The 26,938-nt window shown below is 43.5% G+C and carries 14 protein-coding genes; 5 read left to right on the top strand and 9 right to left on the bottom strand.

What is annotated here, in order from left to right; translation table 11 throughout:
• From QZ076_RS14690 to QZ076_RS14705, 4 genes are all read left to right on the top strand, one after another.
• Positions 1-1,677 carry a ribulokinase gene (locus tag QZ076_RS14690; protein ID WP_293714270.1) on the top strand — a complete coding sequence of 559 codons (1,677 nt, stop codon included), beginning with the start codon at positions 1-3 and terminating at the stop codon, positions 1,675-1,677.
• A 61-nt stretch (positions 1,678-1,738) separates the two neighbouring features.
• The gene (locus QZ076_RS14695; RefSeq protein WP_293714272.1) at positions 1,739-3,766 is read left to right on the top strand and encodes a transketolase; all 2,028 of its coding nucleotides are present in this window, start codon (positions 1,739-1,741) and stop codon (positions 3,764-3,766) included.
• Positions 3,767-3,824: 58 nt separating this feature from the next.
• Positions 3,825-4,256, top strand: a complete 432-nt coding sequence (rpiB, locus tag QZ076_RS14700) for a ribose 5-phosphate isomerase B (RefSeq protein ID WP_293714274.1) — start codon at positions 3,825-3,827, stop codon at positions 4,254-4,256.
• Positions 4,257-4,288: 32 nt separating this feature from the next.
• A complete protein-coding gene (locus tag QZ076_RS14705; RefSeq protein WP_293714276.1) occupies positions 4,289-5,968 on the top strand; it encodes a sodium:solute symporter in 1,680 nt (559 codons plus the stop codon).
• A 97-nt stretch (positions 5,969-6,065) separates the two neighbouring features.
• On the opposite strand, the gene QZ076_RS14710 is transcribed toward QZ076_RS14705, so the two are convergent.
• From QZ076_RS14710 to QZ076_RS14740, 7 genes are all read right to left on the bottom strand, one after another.
• A complete protein-coding gene (locus QZ076_RS14710) occupies positions 6,066-7,652 on the bottom strand; it encodes a carboxylase (RefSeq protein WP_293714278.1) in 1,587 nt (528 codons plus the stop codon).
• 161 nt (positions 7,653-7,813) lie between these two features.
• Positions 7,814-9,733, bottom strand: coding sequence for a SusD/RagB family nutrient-binding outer membrane lipoprotein (locus QZ076_RS14715; RefSeq protein WP_293714280.1), 1,920 nt, complete (start codon positions 9,731-9,733; stop codon positions 7,814-7,816).
• A gap of 152 nt (positions 9,734-9,885) precedes the next feature.
• Positions 9,886-13,053, bottom strand: coding sequence for a SusC/RagA family TonB-linked outer membrane protein (locus QZ076_RS14720; RefSeq protein ID WP_293714281.1), 3,168 nt, complete (start codon positions 13,051-13,053; stop codon positions 9,886-9,888).
• Between the two features lie 259 nt (positions 13,054-13,312).
• Positions 13,313-13,663, bottom strand: coding sequence for a hypothetical protein (locus tag QZ076_RS14725; protein WP_293714283.1), 351 nt, complete (start codon positions 13,661-13,663; stop codon positions 13,313-13,315).
• A gap of 251 nt (positions 13,664-13,914) precedes the next feature.
• A complete protein-coding gene (locus QZ076_RS14730; RefSeq protein WP_293714285.1) occupies positions 13,915-14,559 on the bottom strand; it encodes a hypothetical protein in 645 nt (214 codons plus the stop codon).
• Between the two features lie 68 nt (positions 14,560-14,627).
• Positions 14,628-16,529 carry a SusD/RagB family nutrient-binding outer membrane lipoprotein gene (locus QZ076_RS14735; protein ID WP_293714287.1) on the bottom strand — a complete coding sequence of 634 codons (1,902 nt, stop codon included), beginning with the start codon at positions 16,527-16,529 and terminating at the stop codon, positions 14,628-14,630.
• Between the two features lie 32 nt (positions 16,530-16,561).
• Positions 16,562-19,987, bottom strand: coding sequence for a SusC/RagA family TonB-linked outer membrane protein (locus QZ076_RS14740; RefSeq protein WP_293714289.1), 3,426 nt, complete (start codon positions 19,985-19,987; stop codon positions 16,562-16,564).
• 999 nt (positions 19,988-20,986) lie between these two features.
• On the opposite strand from QZ076_RS14740, the gene QZ076_RS14745 reads away from it, so the two are divergent.
• A complete protein-coding gene (locus tag QZ076_RS14745) occupies positions 20,987-21,634 on the top strand; it encodes an HU family DNA-binding protein (RefSeq protein ID WP_293714291.1) in 648 nt (215 codons plus the stop codon).
• A 55-nt stretch (positions 21,635-21,689) separates the two neighbouring features.
• On the opposite strand, the gene QZ076_RS14750 is transcribed toward QZ076_RS14745, so the two are convergent.
• Positions 21,690-23,609, bottom strand: a complete 1,920-nt coding sequence (locus QZ076_RS14750; RefSeq protein WP_293714293.1) for a SusD/RagB family nutrient-binding outer membrane lipoprotein — start codon at positions 23,607-23,609, stop codon at positions 21,690-21,692.
• Between the two features lie 21 nt (positions 23,610-23,630).
• The gene (locus QZ076_RS14755; RefSeq protein ID WP_293714295.1) at positions 23,631-26,795 is read right to left on the bottom strand and encodes a SusC/RagA family TonB-linked outer membrane protein; all 3,165 of its coding nucleotides are present in this window, start codon (positions 26,793-26,795) and stop codon (positions 23,631-23,633) included.
• Between the last annotated feature and the right edge of the window lie 143 nt (positions 26,796-26,938).

Raw genomic sequence — 26,938 nt, forward strand, 5'->3', positions numbered from 1 at the left:
ATGGCTAACGAAAGATATGTAATAGGCTTGGATTACGGTAGCGACTCTTGTCGCGCCGTAGTCGTAAACGCTGCCACAGGCGAAGAGCTAGCTTCCGCCGTTAAATATTATCCACGCTGGATGGAAGGTAAATACTGCGATCCACTCAAAAATCGTTACCGCCAGCATCCGTTGGATTATATTGAAGGACTGGAAACTACCATAAAAGAGTCATTGACTAAATGCCCGGCAGGTACTGCTGAAAAAGTAGTGGGTATTGCCTTCGATACAACGGGTAGTACCCCTGTCCTGACAGACAAAGAAGGTACTCCCCTCGCCCTTCTGCCTGAATTTGCAGAAAATCCGAATGCCATGTTCGTGCTTTGGAAAGACCATACAGCGATTAAAGAAGCTGCAGAAATCAACGAACTGGCAAAGCGTTGGGACATCGATTATACAGCCTATGAAGGTGGAATTTACTCCTCCGAATGGGTATGGGCGAAGATGGCACATGTACTTCGTGAAGATGAAAGCATCCGCAAAGTGGCTTATGCTTGGATCGAACATTGCGACTGGTTACCAGCCCTGATCACTGGAAAGAACAAACCGGAAGAAGTGTATCGCAGCCGCTGTGCAGCCGGACACAAAGCCATGTGGTTGGAAAAATGGGACGGTCTTCCTTCCGAAGAATTCCTGACAACACTCGAACCGCTACTGGCCGGTTTCCGTAGTCACCTGTTCGAAAAGACATATACCAGTGACACTTCCATAGGTCACCTGACAGAAGAATGGGCTAAACGCCTGGGGTTAACAACCAATGTAGCCGTAGCCGTAGGAGCATTCGACTGCCATATGGGTGCAGTAGGTGCTGAAATTACTCCACGCACATTTGTCCGCGTGATCGGTACTTCTACCTGCGATATCATGGTATCCTCTTATGAAGAGATGGGCGATAAACTGGTTCCCGGTATCTGCGGACAGGTAGACGGTTCCGTTATCCCCGGTATGATCGGATTGGAAGCCGGGCAATCCGGATTCGGCGACATCTATGCCTGGTTCAAAAATGTACTGGCATGGCCACTCGAAAACATTCTGTCTAAAAGCAGCCTGATCGACGAAGAGACAAAAGCTAAACTGATTGAAGAAACAGCCGGTAAGATCATCCCCATTCTATCCGAGGAAGCAGCCAAAGTTCCGGTAAGCGAAAGTACCATTCTGGCTGTAGACTGGATGAACGGGCGCCGCACCCCGGATGCCAGCCAACTGGTAAAAGGAACGATAACAGGCCTGAATCTGGCAAGCTCTGCTCCGCTTATCTTCCGTGCACTGGTTGAAGCAACCGCATTCGGATCAAAAGCCATTGTAGACCGCTTCCTGGAAAACGGTATCAAGATCGAAAGTGTGATCGGTATCGGTGGTATCTCCCTGAAATCACCGTTCGTCATGCAAACGTTGGCAGACGTACTGAATATGCCGATCAAAGTAGCCAAAGCGGAACAAGCCTGTGCCTTCGGTGCCTCTATGTTCGCCGCAGTAGCTGCCGGTGTATACGCTAAAATAGAAGATGCTCAGCAAGCTATGGGACAAGGATTCGCGAAAGAATATTATCCGAATCACGAGAATCACCAGGCCTATCTGGCTCTCTATGAGAAATATCGCAAGTTAGGAAACTTTACAGAAAATGAATTGTTTGTATGATATGGCGGTCTATATGAAGAGATTCCCTATCTTTGTACAAAAATTAAACTAATTCATCAAAATGAACGATATTAAAGTAATGAACAGAGCAGCGGACAATATCCGCGTCTTGGCAGCGTCAATGGTAGAAAAGGCTAATTCCGGTCATCCGGGTGGTGCAATGGGTGGTGCAGATTTTATCAATGTGCTATTCTCAGAGTATTTGGTCTATGATCCTAAGAACTCGGAATGGGAAGGCAGAGATCGCTACTTCCAGGACCCGGGACACATGTCGCCCATGCTTTATTCAGCCCTCGCTCTTACCGGCAAATTCACCATGGAAGAACTGTCACAGTTCCGCCAGTGGGGAAGCCCTACTCCGGGTCATCCTGAAGTAGACATCAAGCGGGGTATCGAAAATACCTCAGGTCCGCTGGGACAAGGCCATACATACGCAGTGGGTGCTGCTATTGCCGCCAAGTTCCTGAAAGCCCGCCTGGGAGATGTAATGAACCAGACTATTTATGCATATATATCCGATGGTGGTATCCAGGAAGAGATCTCGCAAGGTGCCGGACGTGTTGCCGGAACACTCGGACTCGACAACCTGATCATGTTCTACGACTCCAACAACATCCAGCTTTCTACCACCGTAGAAGAAGTAACAGCTGAAAATGTTGCCATGAAGTACGAAGCATGGGGATGGAAAGTAATCAGCATCAACGGAAATGACGTAAATGAAATCCGCAAGGCGTTGGATGAAGCAAAAGCTGAAGCCAACCGTCCTACTTTAATCATCGGTAATACCATTATGGGTAAAGGTGCCCGTGGAGCCGACGACAGCAGTTACGAAAATAAAGTATCCACTCACGGTCAACCTCTGTCTGCAGCCGGTGCATCTATCGAAGAGACAATCAAGAACCTGGGAGGTGATCCTAAGAATCCGTTCGCCGTATTCACAGATGTTGCCGAACTATATGCAAAACGTGCAAAAGAACTGGAAGCTATCGTAGCCGAACGTTATGCTGCTAAAGAAGTATGGGCTAAAGCAAATCCTGAACTGGCAGAAAAGATGGCATTCTGGTTCTCCGGTAAAGCTCCTAAACTGGACTGGGCAGCTATCGAACAGAAAGCAAACCAGGCAACTCGTGCCGCTTCCGCCACAGTATTAGGCGTATTGGCAACAAAGGTTGAAAATATGGTATGTTCTTCTGCCGACCTTTCCAACTCGGACAAGACCGACGGGTTCCTGAAGAAAACACATTCATTCAGAAAAGGTGACTTCAGTGGTGCCTTCTTCCAGGCCGGTGTTTCGGAACTGACAATGGCTTGTGTATGTATCGGTATGTCACTACACGGTGGCGTGATCGTAGCTTGCGGTACCTTCTTCGTATTCTCCGATTATATGAAGCCTGCAATCCGTATGGCAGCATTGATGGAGCAACCGGTTAAGTTCATCTGGTCGCACGACGCTTTCCGCGTTGGTGAAGACGGGCCTACTCACGAACCGGTTGAACAGGAAGCACAGATCCGCCTGATGGAAAAACTGAAGAACCATAAAGGACACAACTCTATGCTGGTTCTCCGTCCGGCCGATGTCATTGAAACGACCGTTGCATGGAAGATGGCTATGGAAAACACAGCCACTCCTACCGCTTTGATTCTTTCCCGTCAGAACATTACTGACCTGCCCGCCAAAGAAAATCGTTACGACGAAGCTTTGCAGGCTGAAAAGGGTGCCTATATTGTAGAAAGCGACGCAAACCCAGATGTTATTCTGGTAGCTTCCGGTTCGGAAGTCTCTACGTTGGAAGAGGGAGCAGCATTGCTTCGTGCCGATGGCGTAAAGGTTCGTGTCGTATCGGTTCCTTCCGAAGGGTTGTTCCGCAACCAAAGCAAGGAATACCAGGAATCTGTTATTCCTACAGGAAGTAAAGTATTTGGTCTGACAGCCGGTCTGCCTGTCAATCTGGAAGGATTGGTTGGAGCAAACGGTAAGGTTTGGGGGCTCGAGTCATTCGGCTTCTCCGCTCCTTACAAGGTTCTGGACGAAAAACTAGGCTTCACCGGAAAGAATGTATACAATCAGGTAAAAGAATTATTAGCATAAGAAACCATTAATAAAAAGGGATTCTATATCCCTTTTTATTAACCTCTAACAGATAAAGATGAAAACACTAGGTTTATGTTGTGACCACGCAGGTTACGAATTAAAAGAGTTTGTAAAACAATTACTGGATTCTAAAGGGATAACCTATAAAGATTTCGGAACCTGTTCAACAGAAAGTTGTGATTATCCGGATTTCGCCCATCCGTTGGCATATGCATTAGAAGCCGGAGAAGTATATCCCGGAATAGCCATTTGCGGATCAGGAAACGGTATTGCAATGACTTTAAACAAACACCAGAAAATACGGGCCGCACTGTGCTGGCAGGAAGAGATCGCGAAACTTGCTCGCGAGCATAACGATGCCAATATACTTGTCATGCCCGGTCGATTTATCAGTCAAGAGGAAGCCACTCGCACTGTCGAGGCCTTTCTGAACACCCCGTTCGAAGGCGGTCGGCATATACGACGAATTGACAAAATCCCGTTGTAAAAACAACGGGTAATATCATGTAAAACACTATTATGGTAACATTAGATTATATTGTAATAGGGCTATTCGCTTTAGCTCTAATTGGGATTATTGTATGGGTATTTAAACAAAAACAAGACAGTTCCGGCGACTACTTCCTTGCAGGTCGTGATGCCACCTGGTTAGCAATCGGAGCTTCTATTTTCGCATCAAACATTGGTTCAGAACACCTTATCGGCCTTGCCGGAGCAGGAGCTTCCAGCGGTATGGCGATGGCACACTGGGAAATCCAGGGGTGGATGATCCTTATCCTCGGTTGGGTATTTGTACCTTTCTACGAACGAAGTATGGTATTGACCATGCCCGAATTTCTTGAGAAACGTTATAACAAAGAATCACGAACCATCCTCTCACTTATCTCGCTGGTCAGTTATGTATTGACCAAGGTGGCCGTTACAGTGTATGCCGGAGGTTTGGTGTTTAAAGAAGTATTCGGCATCCAGGAACTCTGGGGAATCGATTTTTTCTGGATCGCAGCCATCGGGTTAGTAGTACTGACAGCCCTTTATACAGTGGTAGGTGGTATGAAATCCGTTCTTTACACCTCTGTATTGCAAACTCCTATCCTGCTTCTGGGTTCAATCGTTATCCTTGTATTGGGATTGAAAGCCGTTGGCGGATGGGATCAGGTCCTGGCAGCTTGTAGCCTGACCCCGGCTAACGAATATGGAGATACGATGGTGAACCTGATCCGCGACAACCGCGATCCGGATTTCCCCTGGCTGGGAGCTTTGATCGGCTCTTCCGTTATCGGTTTCTGGTACTGGTGTACCGACCAGTTCATCGTTCAACGCGTATTATCAGGTAAAAATGAGCAACAGGCTCGTCGCGGTACTATCTTCGGTGCTTACCTGAAACTGACTCCGGTATTTTTGTTCCTTATCCCGGGCATGATCGCTTTTGCCATGCAGAAGAACGGTGTGACGATCAATGGTATTCCTTTCACGATGAGTACAGCCGATGCAGCTTTCCCGTCATTGGTAGCACAGTTGCTTCCTGCCGGATTCAAGGGCTTGGTTGTTTGCGGTATCCTGGCGGCTTTGATGAGCTCGCTGGCTTCTCTGTTCAACTCGTCGGCCATGTTGTTTACGATCGACTTCTATAAGAAATACAAACCGGAAGCCAGTGAAAAAACGTTGCTTTATGTAGGACGTATAGCAACAGTTGTTGTCGTTGTCCTGGGTATCCTCTGGATACCAGTGATGAAGAGTGTAGGATCGGTATTGTATAACTATCTGCAGGACGTACAATCTGTACTGGCACCGGGTATCGCAGCAGCATTCCTATTGGGTATCCTGTCTAAACGAACTACCCCTCTGGGAGGTATGTGGGGATTGATTATCGGTTTCATTATCGGTATTACCCGTCTTGGAGCAAAGGTTTATTATACAACGGCTGGTGTCGATGCCGGCGACAGTTGGTTCAAAGCTTTGTTCTTCGATACGAACTGGTTGTTCTTCTGCGGTGGCATGCTGGTATTCTGTCTGGCTGCGATTGCTATCATCAGTAAGTTTACCCCAGCTGCACCGGAAGCTCAGATACAAGGACTCACATTCGGATCATCTACTCCGGAACAACGAGCAGCGACCCGTGCCAGCTGGAATAAATGGGATGTGATACATTCTTGCATTATTCTCTTGATTACAGTGGCATTCTATATCTATTTCTGGTAATAAAAACCCATCATATAACGCTTTGCGTTATCTTAAAATAGCCGATACTGTCTGTTTTTACAACAGTATCGGCTATTATATTGTTACTTATCTGTCATCAAACTAAAGGCATACTATCCCGGAACTTGTCTTTCTTCCGTTTTGTCAGGAAGTTGCGGGCTACCATGGGGAAGAGTTCGAGTAATAAAACTTCTTTCTCATTTTCGGCTACCAATATACCCAGTTCTTCTATGAAGGGGTTTTCTTCCATTTCGTAATCGGAGGCGTCATAGAAATGCTCTTCTCTATCACCTGTTATCTGAAGGCGAAATTCGGGATCGATAGGAAGCGGAGTTTTTCCATACTCACCACGTACCAGGGAGACGAAAGGATAAACAGGTTTGCTGTATATTGGTTGTCCGTTCATTTCGCACAATGCACTCGATACAGCTTGGGAAGCTATTACTCTGTTTACAGGAGTAACCAATGGAGGAAGACCGGCGTCCATCCGTATCCGCGGGATCAGCAACATAGTTTTCTCCAAGAGCTCGGGATGACTTTGCTGTTTTAGCTGGGCAACGATCTGATTGAACATACTGGCCGGTATCTGCGATTTCTGTACAATCTCATCGGGGGAAGGGAAGTTGAAATATTCCTCGATGGCATGACAGAAGATCAACAGGTCTTCTTCTTTATCTTTACGAGCGGCATCGATAGCATCGTTAAAGAAACGGTCGATCTCGGTAGGCAATTTATCTGTCAGCGGATCGAAGGGGTTGGGTAATTCTTTTGAGGTGTCGTAGCCTTTTAACTCTTTACGTATCTTTAATAATTCGGAGTTGATGCGGGCGATAGCTTCCATATCGATCTCCAGTTCTATTCCCATCTTCTTACAGAACACGTAGATCAATTCGATAGCGGGGGCGGAATAACCTCCGGCAAAATACCAGATATTGGTATCTACAATATCTACGCCGTTGACGATAGCAGAGAGCATAGAAGCAAGGCCATAACCGGCTGTACAACGGGTATGGAAATCGATCGGGGCTTTCAGTTCCTTCTTAAAGAGGCGGACAAGTTCAGCAGTCTTTCGCGGAGTAATCAGTTCGTTAGCATCTTCAAGAGTGATGATGTCGGCAGTGATATGCTCCATCTGTTGTGCTTTTGACAAGAAATAATCGTTGGTAAAGACCGGTTTATGTAATGGATGACCGTGCAAGGCGGCTTCGATACGCTCTAATGCCGAATGGTGGGGATCTATTGAATAGCAAACTGCACAATCCACCATTCCTCCATACCGGTCAGTATATTTAATTGCTGATTTCATATTTTCAATATCGTTCATGGCATCGAAAATGCGCATAATGTCGATACCCGACTCAATCGTATTACGGCAAAGACTTTTTACAACAGCATCCGGATAGGGATTATAGCCAAACAAATCACGTCCTCGGCAAAGGGCGGCAAGTTTGGTGGATTTACCTACGACTGCCTTGATCTTCTCCAGCCGTTCCCATGGGTTCTCATTCAGATAACGCATAATGGTGTCCGGTACGGCTCCTCCCCACACTTCCATTGCATAGAAACCTACATTTTTATAGAAAGGGAGTACACGGTCGATTTGCTGTTGTGACATGCGTGTTGCAAAAGAGGATTGCTGACCGTCACGAAGCGTTACGTCACGGATAAATAGTTTATGTGCCATAATTCTTTTTGTTTAAGATGGTTGTCATACTTTATATATAAAACATTGGCGTTTAAGGTTTGGTTCCTGTTTTAAGGAATATGCTAAGGGAGGGAAATGTTAAATGATAGTCCCCGTAGGGAGTGGGATTGAATATTCTCCCCCTACGAGGTTATATCTTTCTATTTTAGATTCCACCATAAAGGTGTTGTCGTCAGATCGGGTCCTCCCAACAACTCTAATGCTTTCTGGTAACCTTCCTGATTGTTGGTCTGGATATTGGCCGGATAGCGGTAGCGTTTCGGATAGAAATCCAGGCGACATTCTTTAGCGGTTGCCATCGTCAGAGGAACCTGATTCAACGGGTTGTAGTCCTTTTCAACTGCCTGATTCTCAAAGAACGGCAAACCAAGACGACGGTGATCGCTCCATGCTTCTTCTGGTAACCAGGGTACCTGTGCGATATATTTCTGGGTGATGATCTTTGTCAACGCATCGTTATTATAAGAACCGCCACGATAGATCGAATTCTTCGGATAAGTATAGGTCATCGTCTTATTTTCTTTAGTATATGGATCTACATAATTGATAGTGTAAGGCTGTGCTTCGGTTGTATGATCGAAACTAACGGAAGTACCTACACGGTTATAATCGGTAGAAGCCAGATATTTACCGACTTCGCTTATTATGCCATGATACTGGAAGCTGGCGGTGATACCGTTTTCGTAATTCGACTTCGCTGTTCCCGGAACAGTCCACCCCTTTACTGCAGCTTCTGCCATCAGGAAATAACTTTCCCACGGACCGAAGAATACACGTTTCATCGTACTCATACGATACTGTTTAGCCATAGAAGGATAATTGTAATTCTTTCCCGTCAGTTCGCTGACCAGACCGGCCAGGTCATTCCATTCTCCGGCAACCCAGGTACCCCAGGTATATTTGGGATCGATGGAAAGCATTGGCTTGGAATTATCGCTCGGATCCATCAGGTTCACAGGTACTACGCTGTTGGCTGCACCGATATAGTCGGAATAGACTACACCATCATTCCATCCCACCACACTGAACAGTTTCGGAGCACGCGGATCGACATACTGAGGTATACCGTCAAAATAGAATCCGGCACACGGATCGTTTGTGTTCAGCGGGAAATGTTTATTCAGATATAATCCCATATAGGTATGAGGATCTTTCAGATGACTTTTCAAAGAGTCGGGTAACGGAAACTCAGTATTACCCAGACCGACTACCAGATTCTTGAATGTTACCGACATCGGTTGCGCATTCCATGTACGCGACATAACTCCGGTCAGGTCGCTCCATCCGTCTTTTTCCTGTACGGCAGCCATATCGTCGAGTGTAGAGATAAAAGTCTTACTTGCCGCATCTTCAAACTCTGTCTTTGCCAGAGCCGGTGAAACGCCGGAGATACGCATGGCGAAACGCATACGCAGGGAGTTCGCATACTTCTTCCATTCATTGATATTACCGGCATAAAAAGCATCTTCGTTTGCCATATCCGACATATCGATAGATGGATCGAGAGCAGCCTCGGCCTCCTTCAATTCTTTCAGGATAAATCCATAGATCGTTTCTACGCTATCATACTCAGCCGGAACACCAGTGAAGGCTGATAAGGCAGGGATCGGTCCGAAACCGTCGGATACTTCCGAGTTGAGGTAGGCACGCCAGATACGGGCCATTTGGATGACATTCTTATAATAAGGATACTGTTCGGCTTCACCTTCAGCCACTTTCTTTTCACCCAACTCAATCGCTTTAGTGGCTTTGTTCAGCCAACTTACAGCATAAGAGTTACTCAGATAGAGCGTGATGTAGTCGTTATTATCGGTACCGATAGTAAAACCGCTTCCGCGATTGAAGCGTGAAGCACGATTCCATTCGGCAATAAAGATACGTTCGGCAATTTCCGGGTTCATCTGTGCGCCGATAATGGAGGCATTGAGGAACCATTCGGGCTTCACCTTACTCTCTCCCACCTGGTTTGGGTCTTCGTTGATCTCCTCGAAATCGGAGCAGGAAGACAGCAAGGCAGCTATAGAGAATAGACCGGCTAATAATATATTTTTTGTATTCATCTTACTTTATTTCTTTATTGTTATTTCTACTTATCAGCTTTAAATTTGTTTACGATGTCCAAACAGCAGTGTTTATGATGTCCAAACAGGAGTGTTTGCGATATACAAACAGAAGCGTTTAGGGTGTCTAAACAAATTCAAAAGGAAATGTATTAAAACCCTACCGTCACATTAAACGTAAACGACCGGCTGGTCGGAGCAGCTCCATTTTCAAATCCGGTTGCATTTGTATTCGTTGCCGATACTGACTCAGGGTCGATACCCGGCAGGTTGTAATGGATCATCCATACATTATTACATGTTGCCGACAGACGCAAACGCTGGAATGGTGTACTCTTTAACATTGCCCGGTTAAAATCGTATCCGAGCGTGATATTACGCAGACGGATATTTGTTGCATCATAGGTGTACATTTCCGGCAGGCCATAGTTTCCGGTCGAACCGATACGTTCCCAATAATTCTGCGGAGTCACAGCGACATTATTTTCTTTATATCCATCAGGAGTCTGAACGACTGAGTTCGGTACAACAAAGTTTTCACGGCCACCGTTCACAACCGTTCCGGCTGCATTACCACGAGCATACAGATTGGAAGCTGTTGCCGAATAAAGATCACCACCAATGCGGAAATCGATCAGGAAACTCAGGTTGAAACCTTTGTAGGCGAAATTGTTGGTAAGACCGAGCATCCAGTCAGGACTTTGGTTACCCACTTTCGATTTACCGGTCGTGATCAGAGGAAGTCCGTCCTCCCCTACAATTTGTCTACCATAGTAAGGACTATTCTTATCTTCTACACGCTGGAAAGTCTGACCGTAAATATCACCATAGTAACTACCCTGCACGGCTACGATCTGGATCGCATCGAGTGTTTTGATGTCATACAGGCTGACACCCGGATAAAGGTCGATGATTTTATTACGGTTCAGGGAGAATTGTGCTGTTGCATTCCAGCTCAGTCCTTTCGGATTGTCTAGTATCGAACCGTTCAGAGAAACTTCAACCCCTTCATTCTGAATATTACCGGCATTCACTTTACGGGAACTATAACCGGAGAATGGGTCCATCGGCAGGTTCAATAACTGACGGGTAGCATTAGTCTTATACCAGGCTACATCCAAACCTAAACGATTATTGAAGAAACGTACATCGAAACCGGCTTCCCAAGACTTGATCAACTCACTACGAACACTCGAGTCGAACAACACATTTCCCGGAGCGGCTGTCGTATTACCGTTTTCATCTTTTCCAACCGTAAAGTTATTGTATAACTGGTACGGATCAAGGTCGTTACCAACTTCTGCATAAGAAGCTCTTACCTTGGCAAAGGTAAACCATTCGGGCATCGAACTTCCTATTTTAGGAAGCATATCGGAGATCACTGCCGACAAACTTACTGAAGGATAAAAATAAGAACGGTTGGCTTTCGACATGGTAGACGACCAGTCGTTACGGGCCGTTACATCCAGGAACAGATAACCATCCCAGTTCAACTGCAATGACCCGTAAAGAGAATTCATCTTACGGCGGATCAACTCGGAAGTAACGGTCGGTTTATTTATACCATTGTTCAGGGAGAAAAGGTTCGGAACAAGCAATTCGCCTGCCGAAGCATTCATCTTCGTACGTTTCTGCATCATCAGGTTACCACCGAAAGTAACGAAACCACCCAAGCGATCCAGGAGGTTATCCTTACGGGCTGTAGCCAGGAAGCTGTAATTGTTTTCGTAGAACGTTTCAGAACCTTCATTATACAAACCACGGGGAGATGTGTTACCTCCAGCGTACACTTTTTCGTTCTTGGTAGTAGTATAATAGTCGGTACCGCCGCGGAGTTCGATATCGAACCAATTGGTCGGTGCATATTTCAAAGCAATGTTGCCCAATAAACGATTACGGGTATCGTTGTTTTGTCTGTATTTAGTTACCCAGTACGGGTTTTCCTGTGGATTCTTGGAAGCATCCCACCAGATCATATTGCCTTCTTCGTCGACACTGTTCTTAAACTCTTTCACATTCAACGAACGTGGCAGGTTATAGATTGTGTTAAAAGCATTCGATGGATTGACACCCTGGATCGGACGATTGTGAGCATTCATATTAATGTAGTTCACCTTGGCATCGATTTTCCACTTCTCGGCTTCATCCAGGAAAGTGGTTGCACGCATAGTGATATTGGTCTTGTTCAGCTTCGACTCGGGAGTGATACCGGCATCATCCGAACGGTTGATAGAGGTAAAGACGGAAGTCCCTTTTATATTCTGCTGAAAGCTAACGCCTTCGTTGAAGGAAGTACCGGTACGGAAAAAGGCATCAATATTATCGTAGGTCTGCAAAGGAACTTGACGGCCCAGCCAGTCGGTGACCATCTGTCCTTCTGCTTTCGGTCCCCAGCTAAGACGCGACTGGTTATCGTATGCACCGACCGAACCTTGACCGAAGTCGTTCTGCAAATGAGGTTTCAGAAAAATCGACTCGGTAGTGATACCGGCATTTACCGTAATTCCCAAGCCTTCATTCTTCTTTCCAGACTTGGTAGTGATCAGGATCACACCATTACCGGCACGCGATCCATACAGGGCGGCAGCCGAAGCTCCCTTTAATACCGTCATTGACTCAATATCTTCGGGGTTGATATCCGAGAGTCCGTTCCCCATATCGGCACCGGAGTTACCCCATACATCATCTACCCCACCGGTGAAGTTATCCATCGGCGTACCGTCTACTACGATAAGTGGCTGGTTACTACCTGTCAGGGAGCTGTTACCACGAAGCACGATCTTGGATGATCCTCCTACCCCGTTACTGGAACGGACAATCTGCAAACCGGAAACTTTACCTGAAAGGGAGTTTGCGAGGTTAGGTTCGCGAGAGGACAATAGTTCGTCACCTTTCAACTCCTGCATAGCATAACCTAATGCTTTCTTGTCGCGCTTCATACCTAATGCCGTAACGACAACCTCATCCAGTTTCTGCGCATCTTCCTGCATTTTTACATTCAGAGTGGTCTGTCCGGTGTAAGGAATATCTTGTGTGGCAAAACCAATAAAAGAGATTTGGATAATGTCTCCCTTCTTTACGCCCTCGAGAGTGAAGTGACCGTCCATATCGGTCATCGTACCGTTAGTGGTTCCTTTTATTACAACAGAAGCCCCTGCTACGGGTCCGAACTCATCTTCAACTACTCCCGTAACTTTCGTATCCTGTTGGGAAATGTCAATAGCAGGATTCCCGGCCTCCGGATTAGCATAGGCGTTTCCGGTGAAACCCAACGCCCCCGCGAGCAGAATCATGCTGACAGATTTGAATCTTTTCAACATACTGATGTTTTTTGTTTAATTTATTAGACAAATGTGTTTGGCGTAAACCAACGTCATTTGCTAATTGAAACAGAAAAAAACAGGAGTTGTTGCAAGATTAACACTGTAAAAAAAAAACAATGTGTCTTATCAGATATTTATAGAATAAACAGAAAGGAAATAATTCAGGGGATATAGAACTAGCAGTTCACACATCCCCTGCTTATTACAATAATATTTTTTTAGATATACTTACAAATAGAAAAGAAAAGATACATACTTATAAACCCATACAATAATTTGTCAATTCAATTACCTGTTGCAGATTTTTCATATTAACATTATGTTCTTTTATATACTTCTTTATCAACTCTTCTTTACCAGGAAAAAGTTTCAACAAAGATTTTTCATTACGAAATTTAACAGGCTTGTTATCATGGAAAAGCCAATAATCATTCTCGTTGATATTTTCCATTATATCCGGATTTTCTACTTTATAATAATTTTTGTTATAATAACCGGTATTGATTGAAGTAGTTGTCGTACTTTGATTTGCATACCCATAAGCTCCGGTTCTTCCTTTATAAAGTTCCCTCAGCAACCAGTTAACATAAAGATTCCCATTAGGCATTTCTATTACCTCCAGAAAGCTACGATTGTAAGGAATGAATTTATGTGAATTTAAGTAAACGCATACTACTATTGATTAGCCGACTTAAAAGGGAAGGAATGTTGCCGACTTGATTTACTTATATATAGAGTTAGGTTGGCAAAGAAGAAGTATTTAGAGAAAAAGCGGTGTGTCAAATACTATTACTGAATGCAGATGCTGCAGAATACGCAAAATATTGCAGACCTATTTTTGACACACCACCTTCTCTTTTATAACCCCAGGCAATAATTGACTAGTGTGATGACATCTTTCGCATTCTTCATGTCTGTTTTCGTTTCTTTAATATAAGTTTCGATGAGGTTCTCTTTGCCAGGAAAGAGCTTTAATAACGACTTTTTATTTTTGAACTTGAAAGGGGTGCCATCACGGAAAATACAATATTCATTCTGATTGGCGAGTTTATAAACTTCAGTGTATTGATTTTCGTAAACACCGTAATTCAACTGGTTTGTGTTTAAACTTTCCACTTTAGCCTGTTGGGTTACGCCGAAAGCATTTTTATATCCCTGGGAAGCATTCTTCAACAACCAGTTAATACCGATAGTGCCATTCGGTATCTGAAGTATCTCATAGAAATTTTCCCTGGAACCGGTCGGAATGAATTTGGCATTCCCAATATAAACCGTGTCAACCTGGGCTATGTTTGTAAGGAGCATTTCTTCCGAACCGTTTTTGAACATCATCTTCTGATTGCCGGCATCATAGTTCAGCTCCGCCGGTGTCTTCGAGTTGTTCTTCATTAACACGACACCTTTCGAGTAATCTTCGAAAAGCATCTGACGCTTCTTTTGTGCATTAGCACTACCTAGAGTAGCTATACAGCACAGGATGGTAATTAAAAGGTATGTTCTCATTGCAGTAGAATGTGGGAAAGAGTAGTTGCTTTTTTGCAACTACTCTTTTAGGTTATTATTAAAACAAATTAATTCTTCGGTCCTTCCCCCCATTGCGGAGCACCCTGATCCTGCCAGGTACGTTCTGAGTTCAGGATAGCTGTATTGGCATCGCCGGCACCAGTAATGGTATAGCCCTGTGCTGCATAAGCATCCCTTTGAATCTGATACAGCTGGCTCGTTTCATTAGGTACACCTGTCTGGAAACGACGCGGGAAGTTAGTTACAGGAATAGCACTGTAATTCTCACGGCTGATCAATTGTGAGTTGAATTTAGGCAAACCGGAACGACGAGCTGTTACAAACTGGTCGTAAGGATACATGATGAAATGTATCATTTGCTGTAAATAGACTTTTTCCAATTGGTCGCTGATAGAACCGGTCAGGTTGTAATCGGGAGATGCCAACATCTCATCGATTTCTCCATCTTTCAGTTCGATAGAAACTTCATTCGGATCATAATCGTAAGTAGTTCCGTAATAAGGGATCTGATTTAATCCGGCTGTTTTATCATATTCCTGAACAGAAAGTCTTATACCTTTTTTGAAATAATCTTCTGCCGTACCTGGTAAATTAGCTCCTAACAGCTTGAACTCTGCCAGATACAGGTTTACTTCACTACCACCCAGATACATTCCATACCAGGGACGGTTTTCTGTTCTAGTGATTACCGGACCTCCCGGAACTGTCGGCAGGGTAAAGGTGTAATAACGTCCGATCACCATCATGTGTTGATACAAAGAGTACGGACGATATGATTTTGCACTCTGACCGTTTTCATCGGTAATCAGATAGCGGTTACTATAATCAAACCATTCACCATAGACAGCCGAATTATTGGCCGCATTATATTCAACCGGAAGACCTTCATAACGTACCCAAGGTTCGCCTAATCCTTTCCATCTTACAAACGTTTTCTTTCCGCTGGCATCTGTAGTGTATTCAACGTTTTCTTCAATATAAGAAGGAATAGCTTTCCCCTGATTGTAGAATTCTTGAATGATTGTCGAGTTCCAATCGTTTTTCCGGTAACAGAAACGAACGCGCGGGTCCTTGTTTTTAAGCATGAAGTCTACTACGCGCTGGCTGGATGCTCTTCCATCCATAAAACCATTACTCCAGTGATAGATATAATCATCACTACTTGAGTTTACAACACTCTTATTAAACAACATAGCCTCTTCCAGCGAATCGATATAACCGCAGGAAGCATTTGCTACTTCCGAAGCGATTGTCAGCGCTTTTGCTTTATCTTGATGTATCAGACGGGCAGCAATTCTTAGTTTCAAAGAGTTTGCCATTTTAGCCCACTTTGTCAAGTCGCCTCTGTAAACGATATCCTGATTGCTTGTGAAAATCTGATCGGTAGCCGTAGTAAATGTCGTGATAGCGGCATTCAACTGACTTAACCACAGGTCGTACAAATCAGCAATTCTGTCGTAAGCCGGAGTCAACGTACCACCATGCAGAGCATTACCGGCTTCCGTAAACTGGATATCACCATTGATATCGCTACTTGAAATAGCAAGATAAGCAGTGAGAACATCCACACAAGCAGCAGTTGCAGCATGTTTGGCTGACTCTTCTTCACTCATGTTCGAGCGCAGATAGGTGATTTCGTGTGCCAGTTTTAATGTATTCACATAGTTTACACCACCTGTAACAGTCGTCAATGCGGTACTTTCAACAAAGCTACCTGTAGGTACAGCCATCTGGCTCCATGCGGTCAACATAGGGGCATCATAGAACCAAAATGTATAATCGAAAGGATCGAAATCCATAACAGCTTTTGCAAATAAATAGGATGGCTCGGCCTTCGTTACTTGCGAAGGGCTGGAGTTGATATCCGCGAAATCGTCACGGCATCCGGTGGTGCACAATAAGGCTACACCCAATCCGAATCCCATTAATATATTATGATAATTGTTCATGTCTTAATTAATTAAAAGTTTCTTTTTCAGGTTTAGAATCCAACATTAATAGTAAATGTGTAATTAGCAGTCAGACCGTTGAAAGAACGGATACGGAACTCGGAAGCAGATGTACCGCGGACAGATTCCGGGTTGATCTTATTCGGCATTGTATTCAGCAGATAACCCAGGTTACGTCCGGATACTGATAAATTCAAGTGCTGGGCTCCCAGTTTGTGTGCAATCTTGTTCGGCATTCTGTATGATACGGTGATTTCGCGTAAAGCAATATAATTCAATTTCTTCACCCAGTCGTCATTGACAACTCCTGTTCCCCATGCATTGTTCCAGTAATGCCATGCGGAAGCGTGTTGCGGGTCAACAAGTCCTTTATCATGTAAAGCCTGGTACGTTTCGCCGCCATCGGCTACAGTGTAAGAAGTTCCGTTCGGTAGAGGAATAGACGTTCCGCCTTCGATCAATCCGACAGGGATCAATCCGTCATGGTAAGTCTGACCGTCCCAGATAGAGGTATAAGTCATACCACCATTTTCTGAATCACGCCATTTCAAAGAACTTTCAGTAAAACCGTATGCCAAGCCGTAACGGTTTGCATAAGAAGCGACATAACCTCCAAAGCGCATATCGAATAAAGCACGCAGGCTCCAGTTCTTATAAGTAAGTGAAGTACTTACAGAACCCAGGAAGTCCGGAACCATTGAACCAACTACTTCGGCTTCACCGCTACGTTGGTAATACATGGCATGCATACCTCTGTCGCCACCGTAATAAGATGTTGCATTTAATATAGGTAAACCTGTCTTTTCATCGACTTTGGCTTTAGAGTCACTCATCAATACACCGTAGGATTCGCCAACTTTAGCAACTGAACCGATACGATAGTTACCATAAGCTACACTACCTGATAGTTCAATATAATCAGCCACATTAGGATGCAATTCTACGATCTTATTGTTGTTTTTGGTGTAGGTAAAGTTCAAACCCCATTCCCAATCTTTGTTTTTGAACGGAATTGTATTCAATGCTATTTCAAGACCCTTGTTCTCGATATTACCGGCATTGATATGCTGGTTGCTGATACCTGAGATACTCGGAACGCTGATAGACATGATCTGATTCTTCGTATTTTCCTTGTAATAAGTAGCATCGATACCGATACGGTTGTTCAGGAATCTCCAATCCAAACCTATTTCCCACGCATTCTTACGTTCCGGTTTCAAATTGGTTGAATAAGCAGTAGTCGGAAGACTCAACGCATACACATTGGATCCACCTTGCAATTGGGCAGTCAGCAATGAATAAGCCGAGTTGATCGTATAAGAATCCGTATCATTACCTACCTGTGCCCATGAACCACGTAATTTGGCAAAAGAGATCCAATCGGGAAGTTGATCACGGAACGTTTCGTGAGCCAGCCAGGATGCGGAAACAGACGGATAGAAATAAGAGTAGTTGCCATGAGTATCTGAATAAACCAGAGCAGAAGACCAGTCGTTACGTCCGGTTACATCCAGGAATAACTGATCTTTCCAGCTGGCACTAGCCTGGAAGGATAATGATAACATTCTCTTTTCTCCTTCAATTGCACCACTGTAAGAAGGTGTATTGATGGAGTTTGCTATAAAATATTGGTTAGGTACAACCAGACCTCCATTCGTGTTTTCAGCCATCGTCTGTTGAATATTATTGAAATATTCACCACGGATAAAACCACCGAAGGTAAAATCGCCTACACTTTTGTTGAAAGTGAATGCGGCATTCAGGTTGGTTTGTTCCTTAGAGTATAATCCCATGCCATAATATCCACTATTAGTATTCGCATAACCGGTACCGGGTTGTTTACTTTCGTAACGTCTGTAGTAATAGTTATAGTTACCTTCAGCGCGGAATTTCATCCAATCGGTTAATTCTACATTCAGCACCAATGTCGGACGAACGGATGTTTCTTTCTGTGAATAATCATTTTCATAAATATTCCACCAAGTATCCCTTCCCGGATTGCTACCATACTCGTCACTGTAGTCTGAGCTGGCCAATCCTCCGTGAGACCCTTTATAACGTTTGCGGAAGTAATTCGTATCATAAGTACGTCCCCAAGTTCCGTCTACAAATAACTCACCGATATTAGGCTGGGCATTTTTAGGATTCGAGTTGGCGAAAGAAATAGATGCTTCTACTTCAACTTTGTCGGTTATCTTATGAGATGCTTTAGCCAGGAACGACGTACGGTCGAAACTGTTGTTGGGCAATGTACCGCTGGCATACTTATAAGACAGGGAGGTGTAGAAAGATGTTTTCTCGCTGCTTCCACTCACTGAAACATTGGTATTGCTGTTGAAACCCAAGTTGTATGCATCCTTAAAGTTGTTCTCAACCGGGCTGTATGCGATGGTCGAATAATCATAGTTTTCGATATTGCGTCCGTCGAATGCCGGCCCCCAGTGACGTCCTGTTCCACCACGAAGCGTTGGATCTCCGGCAGAGTTCAGATTGAACTGTCCGATGTTATCATACAGATAGTAGTTCCCATTTGCATCGGTTTCTCCATAACCGACATTACCGGTGTACTGTCCGCGGCCATACTTGTTCTGTAATTTAGGTTGTTTGAACATGTGATCGATACCGAAAGTCTGCGAAACATTCACACCGATACCTTGTTTACCCTTACCTGATTTAGTAGTGATAACGACTGCACCATTCAAACCGCGTGAACCGTAAAGAGCAGTAGCTGCCGCACCTTTCAGTACAGACACCGTTTCAAAATCATCCGGGTTCAGGTTCTTCAACTCGTTACCGTAGTCGTAGTTGTGGGCTGTCCAGTCTGCATCACCATCTCTGATGGCATTGTCCAGGATAACGCCATCCACTACATAGATAGGCTGGTTGTTTTTACCCAGTGTAGAAGCACCACGGATCTGGATCTTGGTAGCACCGAACATACCACCGTCGGAACCTGCAATTTCAACCCCTGCCACTTTACCTTGTAAAGCAGAAACCGGGTTGATCGCGTTGTTCAGCAGTTCTTCACCTTTTAATTCGGTAACTGCATATCCCAATGCTTTCGTTTCGCGTTTCATACCTAAAGCGGTAACAACCACTTCGTCAAGAGCTTGTGAATCTTCCTTTAACTTTATGTTAAGAGAAGATTGACCGGTATACCTGATCTCCTGTGTGGCATACCCGATAAATGAAACTTGGATGGTTGTTCCGTTTTGCACACCTTCCAAAGTAAAATTACCTTCCATGTCGGTAATTGTACCATTTGTGGTTCCTTTCACTACGATAGAGGCTCCGGCAACGGGACCGAAGTCATCCTCTACTACCCCGGTAAGTCTCCCGCTTTGCTGGGAAATCCCGGTACTTTGCTTACTTGGCGTCAGATCTGCGTACACGTTTCCGGAGAAACTAAGTGCTCCTGCGATCAGAACTAAGCTAACAGGCTTTAAGTTTTTCAACATAATTGATAGTTTTTAGATTACCGAAGTGTTATTTTGGCGAATAAGCACTTCTTTGTTTAAAATGATATATAATGTATAAGTCTTGTATTTTAACGTCTGTGTGAAAATGTGTTTTGTTGCTCCCGTAGTTCTAAAAGAACCATTTCAAATTTAACATCATATATTGCTGATAATCAATTATACCACACTGAAATGATACATATATTAACATTTAAGCAAGGAAGAAAAGAACCCTTTTTCTATCGTTTTGGGGACTAGGTTATTAGTAAATATTAATTAATATGATTATTGTGATTTTTAGGATGGAAGAATTCATCTCTATTATGTAAATTTAAGCAAACTCAACATCACTCGTTTTTATTGTCGTTACAAACAACTGTATAACAAAAGCATACAGGCAACAATACGGTATCAAAACTACATCACTCCCTTTGTTTTACAAAATACATGTTGCATGATAGCAATTACCGGTTTTAGCCTGTTTTTGATTACACTATTTTCAGGTAATCTCGGACCGGATAAAACCATCTACCGGCTACCTGCTTTTTATCTTGTCGCGATGTAAACCAATACCCTTCGCTATTGTATAATGCGACTGTTGCCTGAACATATAATCGTTTACGATTCACCTTCATATTATAGTCGATATTATTGTAGTAATTCTATGCCTATGAAACGTTAGCTTCCTGTCCAGAATCTTCTGATATTATTGTCTATATCGGAGTACTGATTTGATACAACCGGAAGTCAATCTTTATCAGGAGGATAATAATTAATTCTTCTATTGAAAACATAGATGGAATCTATTGTGTTTCTACCAGTTTTTTATATCTTTGGTCCTATCTCTTTAATCTTTCGACCAAGATCGAAGATGTTGTTGACCTGGGTCGAATTGAAATTTCCCCTTGGTCAACTATGTGGTTTCCCAGGGTCAAATACTTAATATGTCCTTTCTTTTGCTTTAAAAGCATATAGGGAGGACAATAAAAACACACTGGTATGACAGCAATTTACAAAATGGAGAAAAATCCGCCGAAAAAGGGTTCGAGTAAAAAAGTGGTATTACATCCCCGTATCATTCCCTGGAGTACACTAAATACTGAAGCATTGATAAGTGAGGGCTCTAAACGTTCCACTTATACAGGTGGCGATTTAAAAGGGGCTGTTCGCCTGATTGCAGATATGTTGGCGGAAAAGCTGAACGATGGTTACAATGTCTATCTGGATGGGATCGGCTATTTCAGTGTGTCGCTGCATTCGCGTCCGGTGGAAGATAAAAAGGAGTTACGAAGTGAGTCCGTCCATTTCAAGAACGTCAACTTCCGTTGTTGTGCCCAACTAAAGAAGAGATTGAAAAATATACCTCTGGAACGTTATAAAGAGCCTAAAAAAAATGATTTTTCACAGGAGGAGAAAGAGAGACGTTTGTTATGGTATCTGGGACATCATGCCTATATTACTACGGTAGGGTATCAGGGGTTGAATGGTTGTACGCAGTATATGGCTCGTAAAGAGTTGAAACAATTTGTGACAGACGGCCTTTTGATAGAGGACGGGACGAAGAGGATGTGTATTTATTCAAAGCGGCAGGAGTTGGTGGAATTATCGGATAACTTTGTGGGCAATTCGAATGCAGGGAAGGTATGATAAAATAAAAAGATGCAAGCAAGTGGCATGCATCTTTTTATTTTATAGGATATGATCAATGTTTAGCCCACCATAACGGTGTAAATACATCATCTTCTCCATTCAGCATTTCTACTGCTTGTTTATAACCTTCGGGGCTGCTGTTTGCCAAACTGGAAGGGAATTTCAGGCGTTGCGGAAAGAATTTGATTGTCTGATCCATATAATTGGTCTTTGTCAGAGTCGGCATATAAATCAATGGTTGTTCAACTGCCGGTGTTTCAAAGAACGGAAGTCCCAAGCGGCGATGATCGCTCCAGGATTCCATCGGCAACCAAGGCATATTAGCGATAAACTTCTGGGTGATAATCTTAGTAAGTTTATCATTCAGAGCTTTGCCATATAAAGTTTGAGATGCTACCGGATATTTATAGGTATATGTGCCTTCGGCTTTTGTATAACCGTCAATCATTTTCATGATCTTTGTCGGAGCCGGTTCAGTAGTATGATCCCAAGCCACTGAAGTTCCTACATTGTTATATTCCGTTGATATCAGATAATCTTCTACAAATTTGGAAACCCCGTTATATTCAAAGCTCGCACGGACACCAGCTTCATAAGCCTCCTTGCCTCCCATAGAAGCAGCCCAGCCTCTTACGGAAGCTTCTGCAATCAGCAGATAAGACTCCCATGCGCCGAAGAAAATACGAGAACTATTGCTGTCTCTGTACTTCAATACCAGACGCGGATTTGTCCCGTTGAATGTATAAACCTGATTCAATGCCCCTTTATCTCCATGTGAGCCGATGGCTGGTGCATTCCATGTGAAAGTAGCATCGATCTCTTCCAAAACAGTTTCCTTGTCCTCTTTCAACAGGTTGCGTTTTACGGTTTTAGCCGTGTTATCCCATGAAGGATAGTTACAGAAATTATCATTATCTACATCACCCGGAAGATAGAATAACGCATAAGCACGCGGATCTATCATATTGCGTAAGCCGTCGAACCAGAAGCCCGCTCCGGGTTCGTTGGTATATAATGAATAATGCTTTTCATAACGTTGTCCCATATAATCAGCCGGTTTGATATATGGCTGGTATTTGGGGTCTGTCAGTTGGTCGGCTGTTTTGATACCTCCCAAGCCGATCAGCAAGTTATTCAAGGTAGCGGATAGCTGCTGCGAATTCCACTCACGTGACATAACACCGGTTAAGTCGTCCCATCCTGGTCTTTCTGCTACAGTAAAGTTCTCGCTATTGCTGGCGATATAACTACCTTTTACTGCATCTTCAAACTCAGACTGTGCTTTAGATGGATCAACTTCAGATAAACGCATGGCCAAACGCATACGCATAGAGTTTCCGAACTTCACCCATTTGCTGAGATCAAAATTGTAAGCACGATCGTATTTCTTTTCGCCGTCATCGGGAGTTACGCTAACATCCAAGCTGTTTACTGCCTCTTTCAGTTCATCTAACATAAAATAATAGATATCCTTGGTACTGTTGAACTCTGGGTTTATTCCCTGGAAAGCGTCTTTAGGAAGTGCACCGAAATTATCGATAAACTCGCTCATCAGGTAAGCGCGCCAGATACGGGCAACTTGTTTCATATTAGGAATCATAGCCGCATCATGCCCGCTCAGACCTTTCCCGATTTTATCATCTGCCAATGTAATAGCCAGAGTGGCCGATTTCTGCCAGTCCGCCGATTTATTATAGTAGGCGGAAATCCAGTCATCGTTGTAAGAACCAACAGCTAAGCCCGAAGTGAAATGTTGGCGTCCGGCTGTTTTCCAGTTCAAAACGAAAGCACGTTCTGCTACATCCGGATTCATCTGAGCGCCCGTGATAGAACTGTTTATAGCGTATTCGACACGTGCCTGATCAATCGTTGTTGCTGTAGGGTCGGTATTCACCTCTTCAAAGTCCGAGCATGCGGTAAATAGCAAAGACCCTATACCTAGTGTATAAATGAATTTATTTATATTTTTCATATTGCTTATTCTTTTGTGTAATTAGAAACCAAGTGTTACGTTAAACAAATAGCTACGCGATGTAGGAGAACCTCCATTCTCGAAACCGGTTGCATTTGTACTTGTTGCATATACTGATTCTGGATCTACTCCGTTTAAATGGCTCTTAATCATCCATACGTTGTTACAGGAAACACCTAATTTAATTTGTTGGAACGGGGTCTTTGACAACATTTGCTTATTAAAAGCATAGTTTAATGAGAGATTACGCAAACGGATATTAGTTGCACTGTAAATATTTGCTTCACCAATACCCAGGTTACCGGTAGAACCAGTGACAGCTTCCCAATACTGTTGGGTGGTAATTGATGAACCGTTCGGCTGATAAGCCCCATTATCATCAACAAAGACTGCGTCTAATGTCATATCCGGTCGTTCGCCGTTAACGACAGTTGCAGCTGCAGTACCGGAAGCCTGCATTGCACGGTTTGTTCCTGAGAAAATTTCACCACCGAAGCGACTATCAATCAAGAAACTGAGTGACCATCCTTTATAAGCAAAGGTAGAAGTGATACCTAGCAGTGCATCCGGTTGCTGATCTCCAATTTTTACCTTTTCCGTATTACCGGTAGGCAGACCGTCCTTTGTAACAATCATTTTACCATAATAAGGAGAACTCTCATCTGTCACTCGTTTAAACTGGGTTCCCCAGATTTCACCATAGTTACCACCGGCTGTTGCATAAATCTGTACATTATCGTAACCTCCTAAAGAATACAGAGAGATGTCCGGAGTCAGTTCAATGATCTTATTACTGTTTTTCGAGAAGTTCACCATCAAATCCCACGTGAAACCGCCTGCTGTTTCAATTGGACGGGCGTTCAGCATTAATTCTATACCTGTATTCTGAATATCACCGGCATTGATCTTTTTATTAGAGTAACCAGACAACGGATCCATAGGTAAATTCAATAACTGACGACGTGCATTAGACTTATACCATGCCAGATCCAAGCCTAAGCGGTTGTTGAAGAATTTTACTTCCAGACCGGCCTCCCATGAAGAAATAAGTTCGGAACGAACATTTTCATCATACAAAGTGCCTTTTGTGTTGACCGTAGTGTTTCCTTCCGGATCACTACCGATAGAATAAGTATTATACAGTTGATAAGCGTCCATGTCATTACCTACCTGTGCAAATGAAACACGTGCCTTGGCGAATGTAAACCACTCCGGCAATGGCTTGTCCATTTTGTTCATCATATCTGATACTACCCAGGCGGCTGATACAGACGGATAAAAGAATGAACGGTTTTTCTTGCTCAGTGAAGAAGACCAGTCGTTACGGAATGTTGCATCTAAGAATAGAAAACCATCATAGTTGGCCTGTACTGTACCATAAAAAGAGTTGATCTTTTTTCGGTTGAATTCTTCAGATCCATTAATTTTATTTTTTGCATTTCCTAAAGTAAATAAATCAGGAACATTCAGTTCATCCGGAGATGCTGTTACTTTCTTTTTCTGTCGCATCATCAAGTTTCCACCGAAAGTCGCCGATCCTCCCCATTTGCCAAACAAGTTATCTTTTTGGGCGGATATCAGGAAGCTATAATTGTTTTCGTAAAAACGATCTTGTCCGATACTGTAACGTCCACTGTTTGTTAAAGAACTTCCTGCGTATGTTTTAGATACGAAATCCGTAAAATACATATCACTACCAGCTTTAACTTCTGCGTTCAACCAGTCGGTAAAGCGATATTTTAAAGAACCGAACATCAGGAAACGGTCGCGAACATCCTGATTATAAACATAACGCGAAGACCAGTATGGGTTGATTTGCTGGCCGCCGCCGTACCAGATCATCTTACCGTTTTCATCTCTCGCGGCAGAGAAATCACGAATATCCATTGAGCGTGGTAACTGGTAAATAGTATTAAATACGTTTGAAGAGTTATCCCCAGAGATTGGACGATTTTCTGCATTTGAATTGATATATTGAATCTTAGCATCCAATATCCAGCGTTCGTCTTTACCGAATTTCGATAATGCACGCATTGTTAAGTTTGTGCGGGCCAAAGAAGCTCCCGGTATCTTACTGTTATCATCCATGCGTGTCACAGAAGTATAGACCGATGTGTTGTTATACTGCTGTGCAAATGAAATATTTTCTGTCAGATTCGTACCCGTATCAAAGTAGTTACTAACATTGTCGTATGCCTGCATATTTGCGGTAGTACCATCCCACTTCTCGTAAGACTGACCGGTTATTTTCGGTCCCCAGCTAGATGATTTCAAAGCATCATATACCCCCAGAGTACCTTGTCCGAAACTATCCTGCATCTTAGGATTCATAAAAATAGTTTCTGCGGATACGGAACCGGAAATAGTAATACCCAGTCCGTCACTCTTTTTTCCAGTTTTTGTTGTAATCAAAATAACGCCATTACCTGCACGAGAACCGTACAAAGCGGCAGCAGAGGCTCCCTTTAAGACTGACATGCTGGCAATGTCTTCCGGGTTGATATCCGAAAGCCCGTTACCCATATCGGCAGAAGGATTCCAGTAGTCATTATTGCTACCTCCTGTGAAGTTATCCATAGGGATACCATCGACAACAATTAGAGGTTGGTTTAATCCGGTAACAGAGTTGCTACCACGTAATTGGATTTTGGATGAAGCTCCGGGACCATTACTTGAACGAATAATCTGTACTCCGGATACTTTACCTGATAGTGCATTTGCCACGTTTGTTTCACGGGCGTTCACCAAATCATCTCCTTTCAATTCCTGCATTGCATATCCCAGCGCTTTCTTCTCGCGTTTGATACCTAAAGCAGTAACAACCACTTCATCTAATTTCTGAGCATCTTCCGTAAGTTTGATTGAGAGGGTGGCTTGTCCTTCATACTTGATTTCCTGAGTAGAGTATCCAATAAAGGATATCTGAATAATATCCCCATTCTTTACACCTTCCAATGTAAAGTTACCGTCCATGTCGGTAATATTACCATTGGTTGTTCCTTTCACTACGACAGATGCTCCGGCAACGGGACCGAAATCATCTTCAACTGTACCTGTGACTTTCCCGCTTTGCTGGGAAACACTCGTACTTTGCTTGGCTGGAACTAATTCTGCATGCATGCCTTTTGGTAAACACAATGCGCCAACAAGCAAAATAAAGCTAACTGGTTTAAAGTTTTTCAACATAATTGATGGTTTTAAGATTGAAGAAGTGTTATTCTTGGCGTTATAAGCACTTCTAAATTCATTTTGATACTAAATTCATAGCCCTTTTGGATTAAAGCTTGCGTGAAATAGTATTTTTAATAGCTTTTAGTCCTAAAAGAACT

It is taken from the genome of uncultured Parabacteroides sp. (genome assembly GCF_905196875.1).
Taxonomy (GTDB): domain Bacteria; phylum Bacteroidota; class Bacteroidia; order Bacteroidales; family Tannerellaceae; genus Parabacteroides.

Excerpts from the sequence above, each read along its gene's own strand:
- QZ076_RS14720 (WP_293714281.1), bottom strand. The coding sequence starts at position 13,053 with ATGTTGAAAAGATTCAAATCTGTCAGCATGATTCTGCTCGCGGGGGCG.
- QZ076_RS14755 (WP_293714295.1), bottom strand. The coding sequence starts at position 26,795 with ATGTTGAAAAACTTTAAACCAGTTAGCTTTATTTTGCTTGTTGGCGCA.
- QZ076_RS14705 (WP_293714276.1), top strand. The coding sequence starts at position 4,289 with ATGGTAACATTAGATTATATTGTAATAGGGCTATTCGCTTTAGCTCTA.
- QZ076_RS14735 (WP_293714287.1), bottom strand. The coding sequence starts at position 16,529 with ATGAACAATTATCATAATATATTAATGGGATTCGGATTGGGTGTAGCC.
- QZ076_RS14725 (WP_293714283.1), bottom strand. The coding sequence starts at position 13,663 with ATGCCTAATGGGAATCTTTATGTTAACTGGTTGCTGAGGGAACTTTAT.
- QZ076_RS14695 (WP_293714272.1), top strand. The coding sequence starts at position 1,739 with ATGAACGATATTAAAGTAATGAACAGAGCAGCGGACAATATCCGCGTC.
- QZ076_RS14690 (WP_293714270.1), top strand. The coding sequence starts at position 1 with ATGGCTAACGAAAGATATGTAATAGGCTTGGATTACGGTAGCGACTCT.
- rpiB (WP_293714274.1), top strand. The coding sequence starts at position 3,825 with ATGAAAACACTAGGTTTATGTTGTGACCACGCAGGTTACGAATTAAAA.
- QZ076_RS14740 (WP_293714289.1), bottom strand. The coding sequence starts at position 19,987 with ATGTTGAAAAACTTAAAGCCTGTTAGCTTAGTTCTGATCGCAGGAGCA.
- QZ076_RS14715 (WP_293714280.1), bottom strand. The coding sequence starts at position 9,733 with ATGAATACAAAAAATATATTATTAGCCGGTCTATTCTCTATAGCTGCC.
- QZ076_RS14745 (WP_293714291.1), top strand. The coding sequence starts at position 20,987 with ATGACAGCAATTTACAAAATGGAGAAAAATCCGCCGAAAAAGGGTTCG.
- QZ076_RS14710 (WP_293714278.1), bottom strand. The coding sequence starts at position 7,652 with ATGGCACATAAACTATTTATCCGTGACGTAACGCTTCGTGACGGTCAG.
- QZ076_RS14750 (WP_293714293.1), bottom strand. The coding sequence starts at position 23,609 with ATGAAAAATATAAATAAATTCATTTATACACTAGGTATAGGGTCTTTG.
- QZ076_RS14730 (WP_293714285.1), bottom strand. The coding sequence starts at position 14,559 with ATGAGAACATACCTTTTAATTACCATCCTGTGCTGTATAGCTACTCTA.